The sequence below is a fragment of the Rhodococcus sp. K11/5 genome, from assembly GCF_055193735.1.
On sequence record NZ_CM143721.1, the window covers coordinates 470804 to 489875 of the forward strand.

13 protein-coding genes and 1 pseudogene are annotated in these 19072 nt (G+C 69.1%); 10 read left to right on the forward strand and 4 right to left on the reverse strand.

Annotation, left to right across the window (positions count from 1 at the left end):
* Window positions 1-54 precede the first annotated feature (54 nt).
* The 8 genes and pseudogenes from ACY466_RS02340 to ACY466_RS02375 all read left to right on the forward strand — a co-directional run bounded on the left by ACY466_RS02340 (window position 55) and on the right by ACY466_RS02375 (window position 8262).
* Window positions 55-699 (forward strand): helix-turn-helix domain-containing protein, encoded by a 645-nt coding sequence (locus ACY466_RS02340; protein WP_463249533.1) that lies wholly within the window; start codon window positions 55-57, stop codon window positions 697-699.
* A complete protein-coding gene (locus ACY466_RS02345) occupies window positions 696-2381 on the forward strand; it encodes a flavin monoamine oxidase family protein (RefSeq protein ID WP_463249535.1) in 1686 nt (561 codons plus the stop codon). The genes ACY466_RS02340 and ACY466_RS02345 overlap by 4 nt, the downstream gene beginning before the upstream one ends.
* Before the next feature lie 503 nt (window positions 2382-2884).
* Window positions 2885-3271 (forward strand): annotated as a pseudogene (locus ACY466_RS02350) (M23 family metallopeptidase); the annotation flags it as partial.
* 44 nt (window positions 3272-3315) lie between these two features.
* A complete protein-coding gene (locus tag ACY466_RS02355; protein WP_463249537.1) occupies window positions 3316-3774 on the forward strand; it encodes an RNA polymerase sigma factor in 459 nt (152 codons plus the stop codon).
* Window positions 3771-4331 carry a methylated-DNA--[protein]-cysteine S-methyltransferase gene (locus ACY466_RS02360; protein ID WP_463249538.1) on the forward strand — a complete coding sequence of 187 codons (561 nt, stop codon included), beginning with the start codon at window positions 3771-3773 and terminating at the stop codon, window positions 4329-4331. Before ACY466_RS02355 ends, ACY466_RS02360 begins: the two co-directional genes overlap by 4 nt.
* A gap of 22 nt (window positions 4332-4353) precedes the next feature.
* Window positions 4354-6186, forward strand: coding sequence for an acyl-CoA dehydrogenase (locus tag ACY466_RS02365; RefSeq protein ID WP_463249540.1), 1833 nt, complete (start codon window positions 4354-4356; stop codon window positions 6184-6186).
* Between the two features lie 184 nt (window positions 6187-6370).
* Window positions 6371-7024: a GntR family transcriptional regulator gene (locus ACY466_RS02370; protein ID WP_463249541.1), complete on the forward strand. Its 654-nt coding sequence runs from the start codon at window positions 6371-6373 to the stop codon at window positions 7022-7024.
* Window positions 7021-8262 (forward strand): MFS transporter, encoded by a 1242-nt coding sequence (locus ACY466_RS02375; RefSeq protein WP_463252109.1) that lies wholly within the window; start codon window positions 7021-7023, stop codon window positions 8260-8262. The genes ACY466_RS02370 and ACY466_RS02375 overlap by 4 nt, the downstream gene beginning before the upstream one ends.
* Here the strand turns inward: ACY466_RS02375 and ACY466_RS02380 are convergent.
* The 3 genes from ACY466_RS02380 to ACY466_RS02390 form a co-directional block, all read right to left on the reverse strand.
* Window positions 8254-9597, reverse strand: coding sequence for a M1 family metallopeptidase (locus tag ACY466_RS02380; protein ID WP_463249543.1), 1344 nt, complete (start codon window positions 9595-9597; stop codon window positions 8254-8256). The two genes, ACY466_RS02375 and ACY466_RS02380, sit on opposite strands and share 9 nt — an antisense overlap.
* Complete coding sequence (locus tag ACY466_RS02385) at window positions 9579-13442, reverse strand: Pls/PosA family non-ribosomal peptide synthetase (protein WP_463249544.1); 3864 nt, start codon at window positions 13440-13442, stop codon at window positions 9579-9581. The genes ACY466_RS02380 and ACY466_RS02385 overlap by 19 nt, the downstream gene beginning before the upstream one ends.
* A gap of 102 nt (window positions 13443-13544) precedes the next feature.
* Window positions 13545-14762 (reverse strand): glycosyltransferase 87 family protein, encoded by a 1218-nt coding sequence (locus tag ACY466_RS02390; protein ID WP_463252110.1) that lies wholly within the window; start codon window positions 14760-14762, stop codon window positions 13545-13547.
* 236 nt (window positions 14763-14998) lie between these two features.
* On the opposite strand from ACY466_RS02390, the gene ACY466_RS02395 reads away from it, so the two are divergent.
* Window positions 14999-15406, forward strand: coding sequence for a MerR family transcriptional regulator (locus ACY466_RS02395; RefSeq protein ID WP_463249546.1), 408 nt, complete (start codon window positions 14999-15001; stop codon window positions 15404-15406).
* 108 nt (window positions 15407-15514) lie between these two features.
* Here the strand turns inward: ACY466_RS02395 and ACY466_RS02400 are convergent, their stop codons facing one another.
* A complete protein-coding gene (locus tag ACY466_RS02400; RefSeq protein WP_463249548.1) occupies window positions 15515-17224 on the reverse strand; it encodes a ribonuclease J in 1710 nt (569 codons plus the stop codon).
* A gap of 322 nt (window positions 17225-17546) precedes the next feature.
* Between ACY466_RS02400 and ACY466_RS02405 the strand changes: the two genes are divergently transcribed.
* Window positions 17547-19058, forward strand: a complete 1512-nt coding sequence (locus ACY466_RS02405; RefSeq protein WP_463252111.1) for a SulP family inorganic anion transporter — start codon at window positions 17547-17549, stop codon at window positions 19056-19058.
* Window positions 19059-19072 lie beyond the last annotated feature (14 nt).

Sequence of the window (19072 nt, forward strand, 5' to 3'; positions counted from 1 at the left end):
CGTTCTCCTTGTCAACACTTGTTTCCTGCGGCGATCTTCTGCAGTATGCGTGGCATGGGTACCGGATCGAGGTTGCGCGCGGCGCGTTCCGCACGCCGGGTGACGCTCGCCGACCTCGCGGACGACGTCGGCGTCACCAAGGGCTATCTCTCCAAGCTCGAGAACGGTCGGGCCACGGCGTCCGTCGCCCTCCTGGTGCGCCTGTGCTCGGCTCTGGACGTTCCCGTCGGCTCGCTCTTCGACGACGTTCCGGCCGGCGACGTGGTGCGCGCGGGCGAGTACCCACCGATCGACTTCGGGGGAACCGGGCAGCGCGAACACCTGCTCACCCCGGCGGGTGAACGCCGCGTGCAGGTGCTGCGCGGGGACATCGACGCCGGTGGCGGCAGCGGCGCCGAGGCCTACGAACTGCCCGCGGACGTCGCCTTCGTACACGTGCTCACCGGCGAGCTGACCGTCGCGTTCGAGCATTCCGAGCCGGTGACCCTGCGCGACGGCGACGCCTTCACCTTCGATCCCACCCGCCGCCACAGCTTTCGGGCGTCCGTTCCCACCACGGTGCTGTGGGTGCTCACCCCCGGCCTGCCGACCCGGGCCCCCGTCCGTCCCCAGACACCCGCATCCCGGACACCCGCATCCCAGCGAACCGCACCCCGGAACCCCGAAGCGCCGAATCACGAAACCGAGGACACCGCATGACCACGCCCGTCACCCCGGACAGCACCGTCGGCGAGCCGAACGAGAAGCCGCTGACCATGTTCGGCCCGGACTTCCCCTTCGCGTACGACGACTACGTCACGCACGAGGAAGGACTCGGCTCCGTTCCGGCGGCGGCACACGGCACGGCGGTCGCGGTGATCGGCGCCGGCCTCTCGGGCACCGTCGCCGCGCGCGAACTGGCGCGGCTGGGGCTGAAACCCGTGGTGTACGAAGCGGGTTCGATCGGTGGGCGCATGCGGTCGGTGCCGTTCGACGGACACCCGGGCGTGGTCGCCGAGATGGGAGCGATGCGCTTTCCGCCGTCGTCGACGACGCTCTTCCACTATCTCGACCATCTCGGCCTGCGCACCACGCCGTTTCCGAACCCGTTGGCCGAGGTGACCCCCAGCACCGTCATCGATCTCAAGGGCGTCAGCCACTACGCACAGCATCTGCACGACCTTCCCGACGAGTTCGCCGCCGTCGCCGAGGCGTGGCAGCGCACCCTCGAAGAACGTTCCGAACTGGTTCCCCTGCAGGACGCCATCCGCCGCCGCGACGCCGCGGCCGTCAAGGCGATCTGGAACGAGTTGGTGCCGCGGCTCGACGACACCACCTTCTACGGATTTCTCACGCAATCGGAGCACTTCGCGTCGTTCCGGCGTCGAGAGTTGTTCGGGCAGGTGGGTTTCGGGACCGGAGGATGGGACACCGACTTTCCCAACTCGATCCTCGAGATCCTGCGCGTCGTCGCGACCGCGGCCGACGACCATCACCGCGGCATCGTCGGCGGTTCCGCGCAGTTGCCGGAGGGGCTGTGGTCCGAGGCGTTGACCGACGCCGAACACTGGCCGGTCGGAACGTCCGTCGCCTCCCTGAACGACGGTGCGCCCCGCCCGGCCGTGACCGCCGTGCGGCGGCGCGGGAGCGGCTACGCCGTCACCGACGCGTCGGGAACCACCGAGGTCTTCGACTCCGTCGTCGTCACCGCGCAGTCCTGGATGCTGCTCAACACCATCGACACGGACGACGATCTGCTGCCCATCGATCACTGGACCGCCGTCGAGCGCACCCATTACATGGGCTCGACCAAGGTGTTCGTTCTGGTGGACCGGCCGTTCTGGAAGGACACCGATCCACGTACCGGACGCGACGTCGTCAGCATGACCCTGACCGACAGGCTCAGTCGCGGAACGTATCTCATCGACAACGGCGACGATCGGCCCGGTCTGATCTGCCTGTCCTACACCTGGTCGGACGATTCGCTCAAGCTGCTGCCGCTCGACGCCGCGGAGCGCACGGAACTGGTGCTCGGCTCGCTCGAGGAGATCTATCCGGGCGTCGACTTCCGCAGCCACATCGTCGCCGATCCGGTCACGCTGTCCTGGGAGACCGAACGCCACTTCATGGGAGCGTTCAAGGCCAACCTGCCGGGGCACTACCGCTATCAGGAGAGGCTGTTCACCCACTTCGTGCAGAAGGACATGGACGAGCGCCATCGCGGCATCTTCCTGGCCGGTGACGACATCTCGTGGACCGCGGGCTGGGCCGAGGGGGCGATCCAGACGGCGCTGAACGCGGTGTGGGGCGTGATGAACCACCTCGGCGGCGCCGCGCACCCCGACAACCCGGGACCCGGAGACGTGTTCGAGCGCATCGCGCCGCTGAAGCTCCCGGACTGACGCGACTCCCGGACCGAGTGCTGCCTTCGCGATTCGGCCATGTTGCGATTCGGCCATGTTGCGATTCGCCCCTGTGGCGCCGTACCCGGCGGTAACGTTCGGCCGGGAGAGTCGTCGGGTTCGCGGAAGGTACGAGGTTGTCGCTGCTACGCGCACGCGCCGGGTCCGGCCGCGTCCCCGTGCGCACCGTGTCGGTGCAGGCGCTGGCGATCGTCGCGGTGCTCGCACTCGCCGTCCTGGCGTTCGAACTGTCTCGACCCACCGCCGCGGCGCCGATCGCCGCGTCGGCGTCGGGCGTGGTGGACCTGCGTCCGGGGTTCCTCGCCGAATCCGAGCGCAACCTCGACCCGCTGCGGCAGATCTCCCGCCTGAATCGACTGAGCGCGGAGGAGGAGTACGCGGCGGCCGTCGCGATTCTGTCGAACGCGGCGTCGGCGTCGGAGAAGGACCGCCGACTCTTCGAGCTCCCGCCCGCCGTGATCGGGGCGCGCATCGGCAACTACGCGCTGCCCGCCCGCGGGGTGTACACCTCGCCGTTCGGCCCGCGGTGGGGGACGTTGCACAACGGCATCGACATCGCCGGACCCATCGGCACCCCCATCCTTTCCGTCGCCGACGGTCAGGTGATCGAGGCGGGTCCGGCCGCGGGCTTCGGCCTCTGGGTGCGGGTGCGCCACGACGACGGGACCGTCTCCATCTACGGTCACATCGACACCATGACCGTCGTCGCCGGTCAACGAGTGGTGGCGGGGCAGCAGATCGCGACCATGGGCAACCGCGGTGACTCCACCGGTCCGCACCTGCACTTCGAGACCATCGCCGGCGGTCGGCACGTCGACCCGGAGCTGTGGCTGATCGGCCGCGGCATCACACTCGGTTCGCGGGACTGACTCGCGTCTCACGTTGTCGGCCTCCCACGCGTTTACTGATCGTGATGCTGCCCTTCGAGACCGTCGTCGCCGCGCACGGCGCCGTCGTGCTGCGGGTGTGCCGGGCCGTCGTGGGTCCGGTCGACGCCGACGACGCCTGGTCGGAGACCTTCCTGGCCGCCCTGCGCGCCTACCCCGACCTCCCGCCCGACGCGAACGTGCAGGCCTGGCTGGTGCGCATCGCCCATCGCAAGGCGATCGACATCCATCGAGCCGCCGCGCGCCGACCCCGCCCCACCGAGCGGATCCCCGAGACACCTGTGCACGATCGCGATCACGGCGACCTGTGGGCGGCCCTGGCGACGCTCCCGGACAAGCAGCGACTCGCGGTCGCGTACCACCACCTCGCCGGAATGCCCCACGCCGAGGTGGCGACCCTTCTCGGCAACTCACCCGATGCCGCCCGCCGTGCGTGCGCCGACGGCATCGCCTCCCTGCGACGAATCCGGAGCGATCTGCTGTGACCGAACACCTGGAACACCTGCACCGACGCCTGGTCGCGGACGCGGCGCGCGACGGATTGCTCGACGTGGCGTACCGCGTCGTCGATTCGCCCATCGGCGATCTGCTGCTCGCGTCGACCGAGGCCGGGGTGGTGCGCGTCGCGTTCACCGTCCAGGACCACGACGCGGTGCTCGCGCAGCTGGCGGCGATGGTCAGCCCCCGGGTTCTCCGGGCACCGAACCGCCTGGACCCGGTGGTTCGGCAGCTCGACGAGTACTTCGCGGGGACGCGAACGTCGTTCGATCTGTCGCTGGACCTACGAACCCGGGGCTTTCGTCGTGACGTGCTCGCGCAGCTCGAAGCCATCCCGTACGGCGCGACGCGCAGTTACGCGGCCGTGGCGTCGGGGACGGCGAGTCCTCGCGCCGTACGGGCCGTCGGCACCGCCTGCGCCACCAATCCGCTTCCCCTGCTGATCCCGTGCCACCGCGTGGTGCGCTCGGACGGGTCGATGGGTCGCTACGCCGGGGGCGAATCCGCGAAGAGGCAACTGTTGGATCTGGAAGCGGACGGGTGAAGAACGGTATTACTCTCGAGTCATGTCCGCAGCTGCCGAAGTTCCCGCCAATCTCGTCCTGTCCCGCCGGGACCTCGAATTCATGCTCTACGAATGGCTCGACGTCGAGGCGCTGACCGAGCGCAAACGGTTCTCCGAACACTCCCGCGAGACGTTCGACGCGGTGATGGAACTGAGCGAGCAGATCGCCGTCAAGCATTTCGCGCCCCACAACAAGAAGGCGGATGCCAACGAGCCGCACGTCGGTGAGGACGGAAAGGTCGTTCTCATTCCCGAGGTGGCCGCGGCATTGAAGGTGTTCAACGAATCGGGATTGGTCGCGGGCCAGTTCGACGAATCCCTCGGCGGGATGCAGCTCCCGGCCACGGTGGCGCGCGCGTCGTTGCTGTGGTTCCAGGCCGCCAACACCGGAACGGCCACCTATCCGTTCCTGACGATGGCCAACGCCAATCTCTTGGTGGAATACGGCACCTCGGAGATCATCGACGCCTACGTGCGCCCGATGCTCGAGGGGCGCTTCCACGGCACGATGTGCCTGTCCGAGCCCGGTGCGGGGTCGTCGCTGGCCTACATCACCACGAAGGCCGTGCCGCGGGAGGACGGGCAGGCCGGAGGCCGGTCGAGCGGTGTTCAGTCGTACGCGGTGACGGGGACGAAGATGTGGATCTCGGGTGGCGATCACGAGCTCGGGGACAACATCGTCCACCTGGTGCTCGCGAAGCTGCCCGATGCTCCCGCCGGCGTCAAGGGCATCTCGCTGTTCGTGGTGCCCAAGACTCTGGTGAACGAGGACGGCACCTTGGGCGAGCGCAACGACGTGAACCTGGTGGGGCTCAACCACAAGATGGGGTACCGGGGCACCACCAACACCCTGCTCGCGTTCGGCGAGAAGGGCGGCGCGGTCGGCTACCTGGTCGGCGAGCCGCACAAGGGCTTGTTCTACATGTTCAAGATGATGAACGAGGCGCGCATCGGCGTCGGTATGGGTGCGACCGCGCTCGGCTACACCGGCTACCTGCACTCGGTCGCGTACGCGAAGGACCGCGCTCAGGGCCGTCCCGTGGGCGACAAGGATCCGTCCGCGGCGCAGGTCCCCATCATCGATCACCCGGACGTGCGGCGAATGCTGCTCGCGCAGAAGGCGTACGCGGAAGGCGGGCTGGCGCTGGGCCTGTACTGCTCGAAGCTGGTCGACGAGCAGGCGACGGGTGAGGAGGAGTCGGCGGCGAAGGCGGGTTTCCTGCTCGACGTGCTGACCCCGATCGCCAAGGCGTGGCCGTCGCAGTGGTGCCTGGAGGCGAACGACCTCGCCATTCAGGTGCACGGCGGCTACGGCTACACCCGCGACTACAACGTCGAGCAGTTCTACCGGGACAACCGGCTGAACCCGATCCACGAGGGCACCAACGGCATTCAGGGTCTGGACCTGTTGGGTCGCAAGGTGATCGCGGGCGGTGGCAAGGGCCTCGGGCTGCTGGTCGAGGCGATCGAGGGGACGTTGTCGTCGGCTGCGGGTTCGTCCGCGTCGGGTTCGACCGAATACGTGGACGCGCTGCGCGCCGCGGTGGACCGCATGGTCGAGGTGACCGGCATCGTCTGGGGTCCGGGCGATCCCGATGCAGCGCTGGCCAACTCGTCCGCCTACCTCGAAGCGGTGGGTCACATCGTGGTGGCGTGGTTGTGGCTCGACCAGCTCGTCGCGGTCGGCGATCAGGAGGGCGCGTTCTACGAGGGCAAGCGGCTCGCGGCGCAGTACTTCTTCCGCTACGAGCTGCCCAAGATCGGCCCGCAGTTCGATCTGCTCGCCGCGATGGACCGCACGACGCTGGACCTCGATCCCGCGATCTTCGCGTAGCGGGGACTCGCCGGGCACTCACTCCACCCGGTAACCGCACACACCTCGGCAGCCCGCACAGGCCACGACCTGTGCGGGCTGCTGGGCGCTGTGCGGATGGGTCGGGGCGGGCACAGGCGCCGGCTGCTGTGCGGTAGCGCACACCACCTTGGACCACTGCTACCCTTCTGCTTAGATACAAGTTGTGCGCAACACCGAACCGTCCTCGGCAGACCGGGTCTACGGAGAGGTGAAGGAGCTCATCGTCACCGGCGACCTGCCGGGCGGGGAGTTGATCAGCGAAGGGCTGATCGCCGAGCGCACCGGAACCAGCCGCACCCCCGTGCGCGAGGCGTTTCTGCGTCTCGCCGCCGAGGGATGGATGCGGCTCTACCCCAAGCGGGGCGCACTGATCGTGCCCGTCGCTCCGGGTGAAGCAGCGCACCTCGTCGCCGCCCGGCGACTGGTGGAAACCGGCTCGCTGGCCGCGTTCGCCGCAGACCCCGCGGCGTGCGCAGCGGCCACGGCCGAGATGCGCGACTCGTTGGCGAGGCAGCGAACCCTCGCCGACGCCGGTGACGCCGCGGCCTTCGCGGCCGAGGACGCCGACTTCCACACCATCGTGGTCCGACGCGGGGACAACCCCCTGCTGTCCACCTTCTACGCGGGTCTGCGCGACCGGCAGCGGCGCATGACCGCCAGCTCCGTGGCGCGCAACCCCGCCGCGTTGTCGTCGATCGTCGACGACCACACGCGGTTGACCGATCTCGTCGAGCAGGCCGACGTCGCGGGATACGACGCGGCTCTGATCGACCACATGGCCCGGGTGCACGGATTGCCCCGCGCCGGACAGGACTGACAACGATGAGAACCTCTGCAGCGGTGCGGACCACACCGACCACGCGAACCGGGGGATGGGTTGCCGTCGCGCTCGGCATGCTCGCGGTGGCGTACGGCGGAAACGAGTTCACCCCGCTTCTCGTGATGTACCGGGACGGCTACGGCTTCTCCCCGGTGGTGGTCGACGCGTTCCTCTTCGCCTACGTCGTCGGCATCGTCCCGGCGTTGCTGATCGGCGGTCCGCTGTCGGACCGCTTCGGTCGTCGGCCCCTCATGCTCCCCGCCCCGGCGATCGCCGCCGCGGGTTCGGTGGTCATCGCGGTGGGCGCGCACTCGGCCGCCCTGCTGGTCACCGGGCGGGTGCTCAGCGGCATCGCCCTCGGACTGGGTATGGCCGTCGGCGGCAGCTGGGTGAAGGAATTGTCCGGCGCCGCAGGCTCTCCCGGCGCGGGTGCGCGCCGGGCGGCGATGTCGCTCACCGCCGGATTCGGTATCGGTGCGGGTGTCGCCGGGGTGCTGGCGCAGTGGGCGCCGTGGCGCGAGGTGCTGCCCTACGCACTGCACGCCGTGCTCGCGCTCGCCGCGGTGGTCGCGATGCTGCGGGTTCCCGAGACCTGCCGACCCGACGCCACCGACCGCAACTCCCTGGCGAGCGATCTGCGCATCCCGTCCGCGAGCCACCGCCGCTTCCTGACCGTCGTGCTGCCGGTGGCGCCGTGGGTGTTCGGAGCCGCGGGCATCGCCTACGCGGTGCTGCCGGCCCTGATGGCCGAGTCCGTCGGCTCCGCGCCGATCGCGTTCTCCGCGTTGATGTGCGTGGTGGGTCTCGGCTTCGGTTTCGCGATCCAGTCGCTCGGCCGCCGCATCGACTCCCCGGTGAGCGCGCGTGCGGTCCTGGTGGCACTGGGCATCGTCGTCGTGGGCATGCTGCTGGCGTCGGTCGCGGCGAGCGAGTTGACGATTCCTCTCGCGCTGCTGGCGTCCGCCGTGCTGGGGTGCGGATACGGCATGGCGATGGTCTCGGGGCTGCAGGAGGTGCAGCGCATCGCCGGGCCGCGCGATCTGGCCGGGCTCACCGCGGTCTTCTACTCGGTGACCTACCTCGGCTTCGCCGTTCCCGCGATCCTCGCGTTCTTGGTGCAGGAGTTCCCGCAGTATCTCGGGTACCCGGTGCTGTTCGTCGCCGGAGCGGTTCTGGCCCTGGCGTCGGCCCTGGTGGTGGCGAGGAACTCGCGCGCGAACCTGCCGTCAGGGTAGGTCCGGCAATCGCGGTTCGTTCAACCACGCATCCCAGAACTCGTGCGAACTGCCTTGCCGCACGGCGAGATCGACGAAATCCGACGTGATCACGGTGGAGTGCCGGAAGGTCGAGGTCCACTCGCGGAGGAGGCCGAAGAAGGCGTCGTCCCCGATCGTGCGCCGCAGCGCGTGCAGGGCCAGGGCGCCGCGCTTGTAGACCCGGTCGTCGAACATGATCTCGGGGGTGGGGTCCGACAGCACGAGATCCTGTGCCAGCGAGGACAATCGAGCATGGTGCCGGGTGGCCTCGGTGTGGGCGGTGGCACCGCCGGAGTTCTCGGACCAGATCCACTCCGAGTAGCACGCGAAGCCCTCGTTCAGCCAGATGTCGCGCCATCGGCCGATGGTGACGCTGTTGCCGAACCATTGGTGCGCCAACTCGTGCGCGACGAGACGCTCGTACCCGCGGCGGCCGTCGCAGTGGTTGGCGCCGAAGGTGGACAGGCCCTGCGCCTCGATGGGGATCTCGAGCTCGTCGTCGGTGACCACCACGGAGTAGGCCGCGAACGGATACGGGCCGAAGTGGTCGACGAAGGTGGCCATCATCTCCTGCTGGCGACCGAAATCGTGGTCGAAGGTGCGGCGCAATCGCGCCGGCAGCACGGCGTCGATGGGCACGGGCGAGTCGGCGACCCGGTGCACGACGTACTGGCCGATCTGCACGGTGGCGAGATACGTCGCCATCGGTTCGGACTGTTCGTAGACCCACGTGGTGCGGGAGGACCTGACGGTCTTGTCGATCAGTTCGCCGTTGCACACGACGTGGTAGGGCGAGTCCGTGGTGATCGAGATCCGATGCGCTGCTTTGGAACTCGGATGATCGTCGCACGGGTACCAGGATGCGGCGCCGTTCGGCTGACTCGCGACCAGGGAACCGTCGGTGAGTTCCTCCCAACCGACCTCGCCCCACACGCTGCGGATGGGCGCCGGGTTTCCGTTGTACGCCACCGTGACCACGAGCGGCTCGGTGGACTGCAGCGCCCGGGGCATCGTCACGGTCAGTTTGCCGCCGCGGTGGGAGAACTTGACCCCGCGCATCCCGGCCACGGTCACCTTCGACGCGGACAGCGCGGGACCGAAGTCCAGCGAGAACCGCTCCAGCGGCCGCAGGGTCGTGGCCGTCACGACGGCCTTGCCGGCCAACCGATTGGAGCTGACCTTGTACTCGAGGTCCAGGTCGTATCGGTCCACGGAGTATCCGCGGTTGCCGTTCTGCGGAAGGTACGAGTCGATGGGGGGATCGGTGTCGTCACGTCGGCGCGCGGTCGACGGGCTCACCGCTCGGACGACCATGGAGCGATGGGGTTGCCCTGCCACCGACTGGACTCCGGCACCGTGTCTCCGCGCATCACCAACGACGCCGGACCGACGGTGGCGCCGGCTCCGATCCCCGCGGCGGGCAGGGCGACACAGTGCGGTCCGAGAGTTGCGCCCGCGCCCAGGCTGACCGTGTCCATGCTCATGATCCGATCATGGAAGAGGTGAGTCTGCACAACGCACCCTCGATTCACGGTGGCGCCGTCGGCGAGCGTGATCAGGTCGGCTTCCGGCAACCAGTACGTTTCGCACCAGACGCCCCGTCCGATGTCCGCGCCGAGCCACCGCAACCACACGTTGAGGACGGCGGTGCCCTCGGCCGCGCGGGCGAACCACGGGGCGGCCACCATCTCCACGAAGGTGTCCGCGACCTCGTTGCGCCACACGAACGAACTCCAGAGCGGGTGCTCCACCGCGCCGATGCGTCCGACCAGCGACCACTTCGCGACCGCGGACGCGCCCGCGGCGACGGCGCCGGCGACGAGGAGCACCACCCCGCTCAGCAGAGCGGCCGCCCAGTAGCCGACCGACGACGCCAGTGCGGTCAGCGCCACGAGAACGGCGAATCCGATGGCGAAGGAGACCATCACCGGCACCAGGCGACAGGTCTCGACGACGCCGCGGGCGATCTTGAGGCGTCGGGCCGGTTCGAAGGTGCGGGAGGTGTCGGACGAGTTCGGCGCCCGGCGCAGCTTGACGGGCGGGCTGCCCAGCCACGACGATCCGGACTTCGCCTTCGCCGGCGCCGCCGAGAGCACCGCGACGAGGCCGTTCTTCGGCACGCGCCGACCGGCCGCGGCCATCCCGGAGTTGCCCAGGAACGCCCGCTTGCCCACCTTGGCCTCGCCGAGCATCATCCAGCCGCCGCCGAGCTCGTAACTGGCGATCATCGTGTCGTCGGCCAGGAACGCCCCGTCGCCGACGGTGGTGAACTTGGGAACCATCAGCACGGTCGACGCCTCGACGTCCTTGCCGATGTTCGCCCCCAGCAGGCGCAGCCATCCCGGGGTGAGCATCGACGCGTAGAGCGGGAACAGGAAGGTGCGGGCGCTGTCCATCAGTCGCTCGGTGGCCCAGACCTGCCATCCGATCCGGCTGCGGACGGCGTGGTACCCGGGGGCGATGCCCACGCCGAGGAGCCGCACGGACACGAGGGTGACGAGGGCGAAGACGCCCAGGGCGACGAGTGTGGCGACGGGAACGACGGCGAGTCCGAGTCCGAGGGCCCCCGGCAGCGTCCGCGCGCTCGCGATCACCCAGCCCACCGAGAGCAACCCGACGCCGATGGACAGCAGGGGAAGTCCCGACAGCAGCAGCGACGTGAACGCGTAGACGGGGAACCACGCCCGCCCGCGGGGCGGTGCCTCCACGGGCCAGGCGTGCTGGGCGCGGCCGATCTTGGCGGCGGGGGAGCCGCCCCACAGCTGTCCGGCCTTGACCTTGCCGGAGACGGCGGAGCCCGCTTCGACCTCCGCGCGCTTGCCCACCTTGGCGCCGGGCAGCAGCGTCGACCGCGCGCCCACGGACGCGCCTGCGCCCACCTCGACGGCTCCGATGTGGACGACGTCGCCGTCCACCCAGTACCCGTTCAGATCGACCTCGGGTTCGATGGAACACCCGTCGCCGAGCGTCAGCAATCCGGTGACGGGCGGGAGGGTGTGCAGATCGACGTCGTGGCCCACCGACGCGCCGAGAGCTCGCGCGTAGTGCACCATCCACGGTGCGCCGGAGATGTTCGAGGCGCCGCTGGCGTCGACCAGGCGGTTCGCCGTCCACAACCGCAGGTGGACGGATCCGCCGCGGGGATAGCGGCCCTCGGTGATGCCGCGCATGAGAATTCGGGTTCCGGCGACCGAGACGGCCATGCGTCCGAGCGGGGTCACACAGAACACGTAGCCGACGGCGATCCACCACCACGACAGCGTCGGCAACCACGGGAGGGGCGTGACCCACGACGCGACGTTGGCGAGAACCCCGAGCCAGATCACCCACTGCAGCCCGGTGAGGGTGGTGAGCGGGAGCGTGGCGAGGATCTGCATCGCCTGCGCCCGCCGCGGGGTGGGTTCGACGACGCGGGTCACCACCGCGGCGGAGGGCGCGAGCGAGACGAGCAGATCCACCAGGGATCCGAGCCGGGGATGGTCGTAGAGGTCGGCGACGGTGATCTCCGGGTACTTCTCCCGGAGCCGGGTCACCAGGAGGGCCGCCGACAGCGAGCCACCCCCGACGCCGAAGAAGTCGGCGTCGGCGGAGGTGATCTCGGTACCGAGGACGTCGGTCCACACCTGCGCGACCCACGCCGCGGTGCCCGTCAACTCGTCTCCGGCGGCGGGATCCTCGGCGTGTGCGCGGGGCAGCGGCCAGGGGAGGGCCGTGCGGTCGACCTTGCCCGACGTGCGGGTGGGCAACTCGTCGACGAGCGCCAGGCGAGGAACCATGGCGGCCGGAAGTTGTTCGGCCAGAATCTCTCTGGCCCGATTCAGGTCGAACGCGGGGTCGGTGCTGACGAGATACCCGACGAGGACCGGGGTGCCGGAGCCGGTGGTGCGCACCGCGGCCGCCGCTCCGCCGACGCCCGGCAGGGCCTGCAGCGCGTTGTCGACCTCGCCGAGTTCGATGCGGCGGCCACCGACCTTGACCTGATCGTCGGCGCGTCCCTGGAACAGCAGCCCCTCGAGTTCGAGGCGCACCAGATCACCACTGCGATAGGCCCGGTCCCACCCCAGCGACGGCATCGGAGCGTACTTCTCGGCGTCCTTCTCGGGGTCGAGGTACCGCGCGAGCCCGACGCCGCCGATCACCAGTTCACCGACCTCACCGACGGCGACGGGCTGCTCGTCCGGACCGACGACGGCCAGATCCCACCCGTCGAGCGGCAGCCCGATGCGCACCGGTCCGCGTCCGTCCATCAGCGAGGCGCACGCGACGACCGTCGCCTCGGTGGGGCCGTAGGTGTTCCACAGTTCGCGGCCCGGTACCGCCAGGCGTTCGACCAGATCCGGCGGGCACGCCTCACCGCCGAAGATGAGCAGTCGCACGTCCTCGAGCGCCTCGCGCGGCCACAGGGCGGCGAGGGTGGGGACGGTGGAGACCACCGAGATGTCGCGCGCCACCAACCAGGGACCGAGATCCATGCCGCTGCGCACGAGCGAGCGCGGTGCGGGGACCAGGCACGCGCCGCTGCGCCACGCCAGCCACATCTCCTCGCACGACGCGTCGAAGGCGACCGAGAGTCCGGCCAGTACCCGATCGCCGGGGGCCATCGGTCGGTCCTGCAGGAACAACCGGGCCTCGGCGTCGACGAAGGCCGCGGCGTTGCGGTTGCTCACCGCGACGCCCTTGGGCTTGCCGGTGGATCCCGACGTGAAGATCACCCAGGCGTCGTCGTCGGGCCCGGGGTGGCCCACGGGCCGTCCGGTGCCCGGTCGATCGGTGGTGACCACGCCGTCGTCGGCGATGATCGCGGTGACCCCGGCCTCGGAGAACACCAGATCGGCGCGCTCGTCCGGATCGTCGACGTCCACCGGCACGTACGCGGCTCCCGCGGCGATGACGGACAGGATCGCGGCGTACAGCGAGTAGCTGCCCGACGGCATCCGCACGCCCACGCGATCGCCCGCGCACACGCCGTGCCGCGAGAGCCACTGGGCGCCCTCGTCGATGTTGACCAGCAGTTCCGCGTAGCCGATGGTGGTGTCGCCGTCGTCGATCGCGGGGGCATCCGGATAGCGATCGGCGGTCTCGCGCAGCACGTCGACGAGGGTGCGTTCGGGTGCCGCGAGCGGGGAGCGCAGGTACTCCTCGGGGATGGGCGATGACACGTAGGGCGGCCTCTCGGGTGACGACAGCTCGATTCACGACGGTGACGACACGTTATTCCACGCTCAGTTTGCGAGCGGGTGAACAACTCGGCCGCCGGAGCGTCAGGCGGCCGCCGACACCGGGTCCGCCGGGGCGGATTCGACGGGCGTCCGACGGGTGCGGGCCGCCAGGACGGCGGCGATCATCAGCACGATGCCCATGAGGCACTGACCGTTGCCGACGATCTGACGCACGGTGACCTCGAACCACCCGTCGGTGTCGTCGATGCCGTTGAGCACCGAGTGCGGCGCGATGACGAACACCGCGATCGCCGCGAAGAGGAGCGGGCGCCACCGGCGGTACTGCGGGGCGATGGCGAGCGGGACGAGCAGAACGACGTAGACCCAGTGATGGGTGACGGCGAACGGCGCCGCGAGCAGCGAGGCGAGGGCGACGACGGCGAGGGCGACGATCGGCTCACCGGCGCGGGCGAAGCGGTGGGCGGACCAGGCCGCAGCGGCCACCACCAGTGCGGCGGCCACCACCCAGAGAATCGTCTTGAGGTTTCCCTCGATACCCAGGCGCGCGATCAGGCCCGTGATGGCCTGGTTCCGGGTGAACGCGTGTCCGCCGCCGCGGTCGGTGGAGAAGAACTCGGTGGTCCAGAAGTACACGGAGGCGGCGGGCAGCAGCACGAATCCGACGGCCGCCACGACGGCGACGGTCACGATCGCGCGCACGATGGACGCGAAGTCGCGTTTGACCAGGAAGAACAGTCCGAAGGCGGCCGGGGTGATCTTGATCGACGCGGCCACGGCCGTGGCGACACCGCGCAGCCGCCGCGGCACCACGCCGACGCAGTCGGCCACGACCAGCGCCATCAGCACGATGTTGATCTGGCCGAAGAGGAAGTTCGACCGCACCGGTTCGAGCATCAGGGCGACACCCAGCGCGGCGACCGCGACGAGGAACGGGCGGGCGACACCGAGGCGGCGGAGCACGATGGCCAGGACCCACCACACCAGGGCGATGTTCAGCGCGGCCCACAGAATCTGGAGGTTCACCGTGCTCAGCAGCGTCATGGGCGCGAACAGCACCGCGGCGATGGGCGCGTAGATGAAGCGCAGGCCGGACCGCGTCGGGAAGTCCTCGGAGTACAGCGGGAAGTTGTTCAGGTACGCGGCGCCGGCGTCCTGGAAGACCGCGAGGTCGATCTGATCTCTCGCGAACCCGAGGTACATGAAGTAGACCGTGGTGAGGCCGGTGAGCACGGACGCGGCGCCGACCAGGACGATCGCCGCGATTCGGCTGCGGCGGGCACCGGTTTCCGCGGTGAACAAGGCAGGGGTGGGCACGCGGGTGTCTCCTCGGTCGGGCGAACGGAAAACGGTGCGCGGCACCGTGGCCGCTCACCATTCTCACTGTCCGCGCAAATCGTCCTTAACGTAACAGTAGGGTTCGCGGGACCGCACATCGCGCGATCGGCGTCGGGACGGCGCCGCCGTCGCGACTACAGTGGTTCGGGCGAGGGCAGCGGATGCATGCGCCGCGCCGGAGCAGCGAGGGAGGATCACCTATGACGGCGGACGATCGGCTGCACATGCAGATCGGCCAGGTCGCGCAGCGCACGGAGCTCTCCGTCCGAACCGTCCGGCACTACGACGACATCGGTCTGGTGACCCCGTCCGCCCGCTCCAGTGGCGGATTTCGCCTGTACACCGAGGACGACGTCGAGCGGCTGCTGGTGATCCGGCGCATGAAGCCCCTCGAGTTCACCCTCGCCGAGATGAAGAATCTGATCGAGGCCCTCGACACTCTCGACGATCCGAGTTCCTCCGACGACGAGCGCGATGCGGCCGAGACGTTCGTCCGCGAATGCCACACCAAGGCCACCGAGAGTTGCGACACCCTGCGCCGCCACCTCGCCTACGCCGAGGAACTCACCGAGGTCCTCGCGTCCCGCGGCGCGGCCGCGCGTCGCTGAGATCCCGGCGCGGCCGCGCGTCGCCGAGTTTCCGGCGCGGCCGCGCGTCGCCGAGGTCCCGGCTGCGCCGACGGCGCGGCTCCTGCGCCGAGCCGCCGGGCGGACCGTCTAGCCGTCGACGACGACCGGCACCACGAGCGGCTGCCGGCCGAGGGTTCCCTTGGACCACCGCGTGGTCTCGCGGACCACGGACGCCTCGATGGCGCCCGTCGATGCGGCGGTCTTGGCGCTCTCGCGTTCGAGTGCCTTCGCGATGATCTTGGCCAGCGGGTTGAAGGCGTTCTTGTCGTGGGTGAAGCCCTTGGCGATGAAGTCGACGTCGTCGACCAGCAGGCCGGTGTCGGGGTCGACGATGACGATGACCGTGAGGACACCGTCGGCGCCGAGCGAACGACGCTCGTCGAGCGTGGTCTCGGTCAGGACGCCGGTGGTCTTGCCGTCGACGTAGACCAGGCCGACCGGGACCTTGCCGGTGATCTGGGCGACGCCCTGTGAGAGGTCGATGACATCGCCGTTGTCCGCGATCAGGACCCGCTCGCGCGGAACGCCGGTACGGATGGCCAGATCGGCGTTGGCCCGCAGGTGTCGAGCCTCGCCGTGGACCGGAAGAACGTTGTGGGGTTCCAGGATGTTGTAGCAGTACACGAGTTCACCGGCGCTCGCGTGACCGGACACGTGCACCTTCGCGTTCCCCTTGTGCACCACGCGGGCGCCCTTGTCGGTGAGCCCGTTGATGACGCGGTAGATCGCGTTCTCGTTGCCGGGGATGAGGCTGCTGGCCATCAGGACCGTGTCGCCCTGGCCGACCTCGATCTGGTGTTCCCCGGAGGCCATCCGAGACAGCGCCGCCAGCGGCTCGCCCTGAGACCCGGTGCAGATCAGCGTGATCTTACGCGCGGGCAGTCCGCGAAGCTTCGGCAGTTCGACCACGAGACCGTCGGGAACGGTGAGGTAACCGAGGTCCATGGCGATCTTCATGTTCCGCACCATCGAGCGCCCGACGAACGCCGCCTTGCGGCCCTGGGCGTGGGCGGCGTCGAGAACCTGCTGGATGCGGTGGATGTGGCTGGCGAAACTCGAGACGATGACGCGCCCGTCGGTCTCACGGAACACCTGCTCGATGGCCGGGTTCAGGTCGCGTTCGGAGACGGCGAAGCCGGGAACGTCGGCGTTGGTGGAGTCGACGAGGAGGAGGTCCAGGCCCTCGTCCCCGAGCCGGGCGAATCCACGAAGGTCGGTGATGCGGTTGTCGAGCGGGAACTGGTCCATCTTGAAGTCACCGGTGTGCAGCACGACACCCGCTCCGGTGCGCAGGACGATCGCCAGGCCGTCCGGAATGGAGTGGTTGACGGCGAGGAACTCCAGGCCGAAGGGGCCCTCCGTGCGGCTCTCGCCGGCCACGACCTCGACGAGCTTGGTGGAGACCTTGAACTCGTCGAACTTGGCCGCGAGGAACTGCAGCGTCAACCGAGACCCGATGACCGGGATGTCGCCGCGTTCGCGGAGGAGGTAGGGGACACCGCCGATGTGGTCCTCGTGACCGTGCGTCAGGACGATCGCGACGATGTCGTCGAGCCGGTGCCGGATGAAGCTCCAGTCGGGAAGGATGACGTCGACACCGGGCTGGTGCTCCTCGGGGAAGAGGACGCCGCAGTCGACGATCAGCAACTTCCCTTCGAACTCGAAGACGGTCATGTTGCGACCGATCTCGCCGAGTCCGCCGGTGGCGATCACTCGAAGGGTGCCGCTCGCCGGTGCGGTGATGTCCGGATTTCGCGTGGGGGAAGCGGATCTGCGCGGGCGTGAAGTTCTCGACATTAGTCTTACGCTACGGGAGATTTTCGTCTCGGTCGTGCGCGGGTTCTACCAGCGACGGCGCACAGGTGCGTTCGGTCACACGGCGCAACCGCAGGTTGCTTCGACTCTACAGTTGCGTAAGAGTAGAGTTCGTTCTCGTCCTTGGTCGTCACGCCCGTGCGTGAACCGCGAGATGCCCGTCCGGGCTCCGCGCAATCTTCCCTCGGTCGCAGCGATGCGACCACCCGCCACCAGCGGTCGATGGTGCGCGCCTGCCTGTTCGTGCGGCGCCGAACAGTGGAAAGGAACCGCCTTGACGACACAGAGCGGATACGACTCACCGATGCCTCACGAGGTGACGGAGAGCGAGCACACCGTGCTCGATGCACTCAGGTCCCCCCGGCGATTGAAGACCGAGATCCTCGCCGGTCTCGTCGTGGCACTCGCGCTCATCCCCGAGGCCATCGCCTTCTCCATCATCGCGGGTGTCGATCCGCGCATCGGATTGTTCGCGTCCTTCACCATGGCCGTGTCGATCGCTTTCCTGGGCGGCCGTCCCGCGATGATCTCGGCGGCGACCGGTGCCATCGCGCTGGTCATCGCCCCGGTCGCCCGCGAGTACGGGCTCGACTACTTCATCGCGACCGTCATCCTCGCCGGCATCCTGCAGGTCCTCTTCGGCGTCCTCGGTGTGGCGAAGCTGATGCGGTTCATCCCTCGTAGCGTCATGGTCGGCTTCGTGAACGCACTGGCGATTCTCATCTTCACCTCCCAGTTCCCCGTCCTGATCGGGGTGCCGTGGCTGGTGTATCCCATGGTCGCGGTCGGTCTGGTCATCATGTTCGGTCTCCCCAGAATCACCTCGGTGGTCCCCGCGCCACTGGTCGCGATCGTGCTGCTGACCGCCGCGACGGTGACCTTCGCGTGGAACGTTCCCAACGTCGGGGGCGAGGGCGAACTGCCCGACAGCCTGCCGTCGCTGTTCCTGCCCGACGTTCCGCTGACGCTCGAGACCCTGCAGATCATCGCCCCGTTCGCCATCGCGATGGCCATCGTCGGTCTCCTCGAGTCGCTGCTGACGGCGAAGCTCGTCGACGACGTCACCGACACCCACTCGAACAAGACGCGCGAGAGCTGGGGCCAGGGCGCGGCCAACGTCATCACCGGCTTCTTCGGCGGCATGGGAGGGTGCGCGATGGTCGGCCAGACCATGATCAACGTCAAGGCGTCCGGTGCCCGCACCCGGATCTCGACCTTCATGGCCGGTATGTTCCTGCTGGTCCTCGTCGTCGGACTCGGCGACGTCGTCGCGCTGATCCCCATGGGAGCCCTCGCCGCGGTCATGATCGTGGTGGCGATCGGCACGTTCGACTGGCACAGCGTGCGCCCGAAGACGTTGCGCCGCATGCCCAAGAGCGAAACCACCGTCATGGTGGTGACCGTCGTGGTCACCGTGGCGACGCACAACCTGGCGTACGGCGTGGTGGTCGGCGTGCTGACCGCGATGGTGCTGTTCGCCCGCCGCGTCGCCCACCTCACCACGGTCACCAAGGTGTCGGACGAGGATGCGAACCACGACGGATCGGTCGACACCCGCGTCTACCGGGTCAGCGGTGAACTGTTCTTCGCCTCGAGCAACGATCTGGTGTACCGGTTCGACTACTCGGGTGACCCGAAGAACGTGATCATCGATCTCAGCGGAGCCCACGTGTGGGACGCCTCCACGGTCGCGGCGCTCGACGCCGTCACCCAGAAGTACGCCTCGAAGGGCAAGCACGCGGAGATCACCGGGCTTGACGACGAATCGGCGGCGCGGCACCTGCGGTTGACCGGAAACCTGTCCACGGAACACTGATGTTCGCGATGAAC

Excerpts from the sequence above, each read along its gene's own strand:
- ACY466_RS02395 (WP_463249546.1), top strand. The coding sequence starts at position 14,999 with ATGACGGCGGACGATCGGCTGCACATGCAGATCGGCCAGGTCGCGCAG.
- ACY466_RS02355 (WP_463249537.1), top strand. The coding sequence starts at position 3,316 with ATGCTGCCCTTCGAGACCGTCGTCGCCGCGCACGGCGCCGTCGTGCTG.
- ACY466_RS02365 (WP_463249540.1), top strand. The coding sequence starts at position 4,354 with ATGTCCGCAGCTGCCGAAGTTCCCGCCAATCTCGTCCTGTCCCGCCGG.
- ACY466_RS02345 (WP_463249535.1), top strand. The coding sequence starts at position 696 with ATGACCACGCCCGTCACCCCGGACAGCACCGTCGGCGAGCCGAACGAG.
- ACY466_RS02400 (WP_463249548.1), bottom strand. The coding sequence starts at position 17,224 with ATGTCGAGAACTTCACGCCCGCGCAGATCCGCTTCCCCCACGCGAAAT.
- ACY466_RS02380 (WP_463249543.1), bottom strand. The coding sequence starts at position 9,597 with ATGGTCGTCCGAGCGGTGAGCCCGTCGACCGCGCGCCGACGTGACGAC.
- ACY466_RS02405 (WP_463252111.1), top strand. The coding sequence starts at position 17,547 with ATGCCTCACGAGGTGACGGAGAGCGAGCACACCGTGCTCGATGCACTC.
- ACY466_RS02340 (WP_463249533.1), top strand. The coding sequence starts at position 55 with ATGGGTACCGGATCGAGGTTGCGCGCGGCGCGTTCCGCACGCCGGGTG.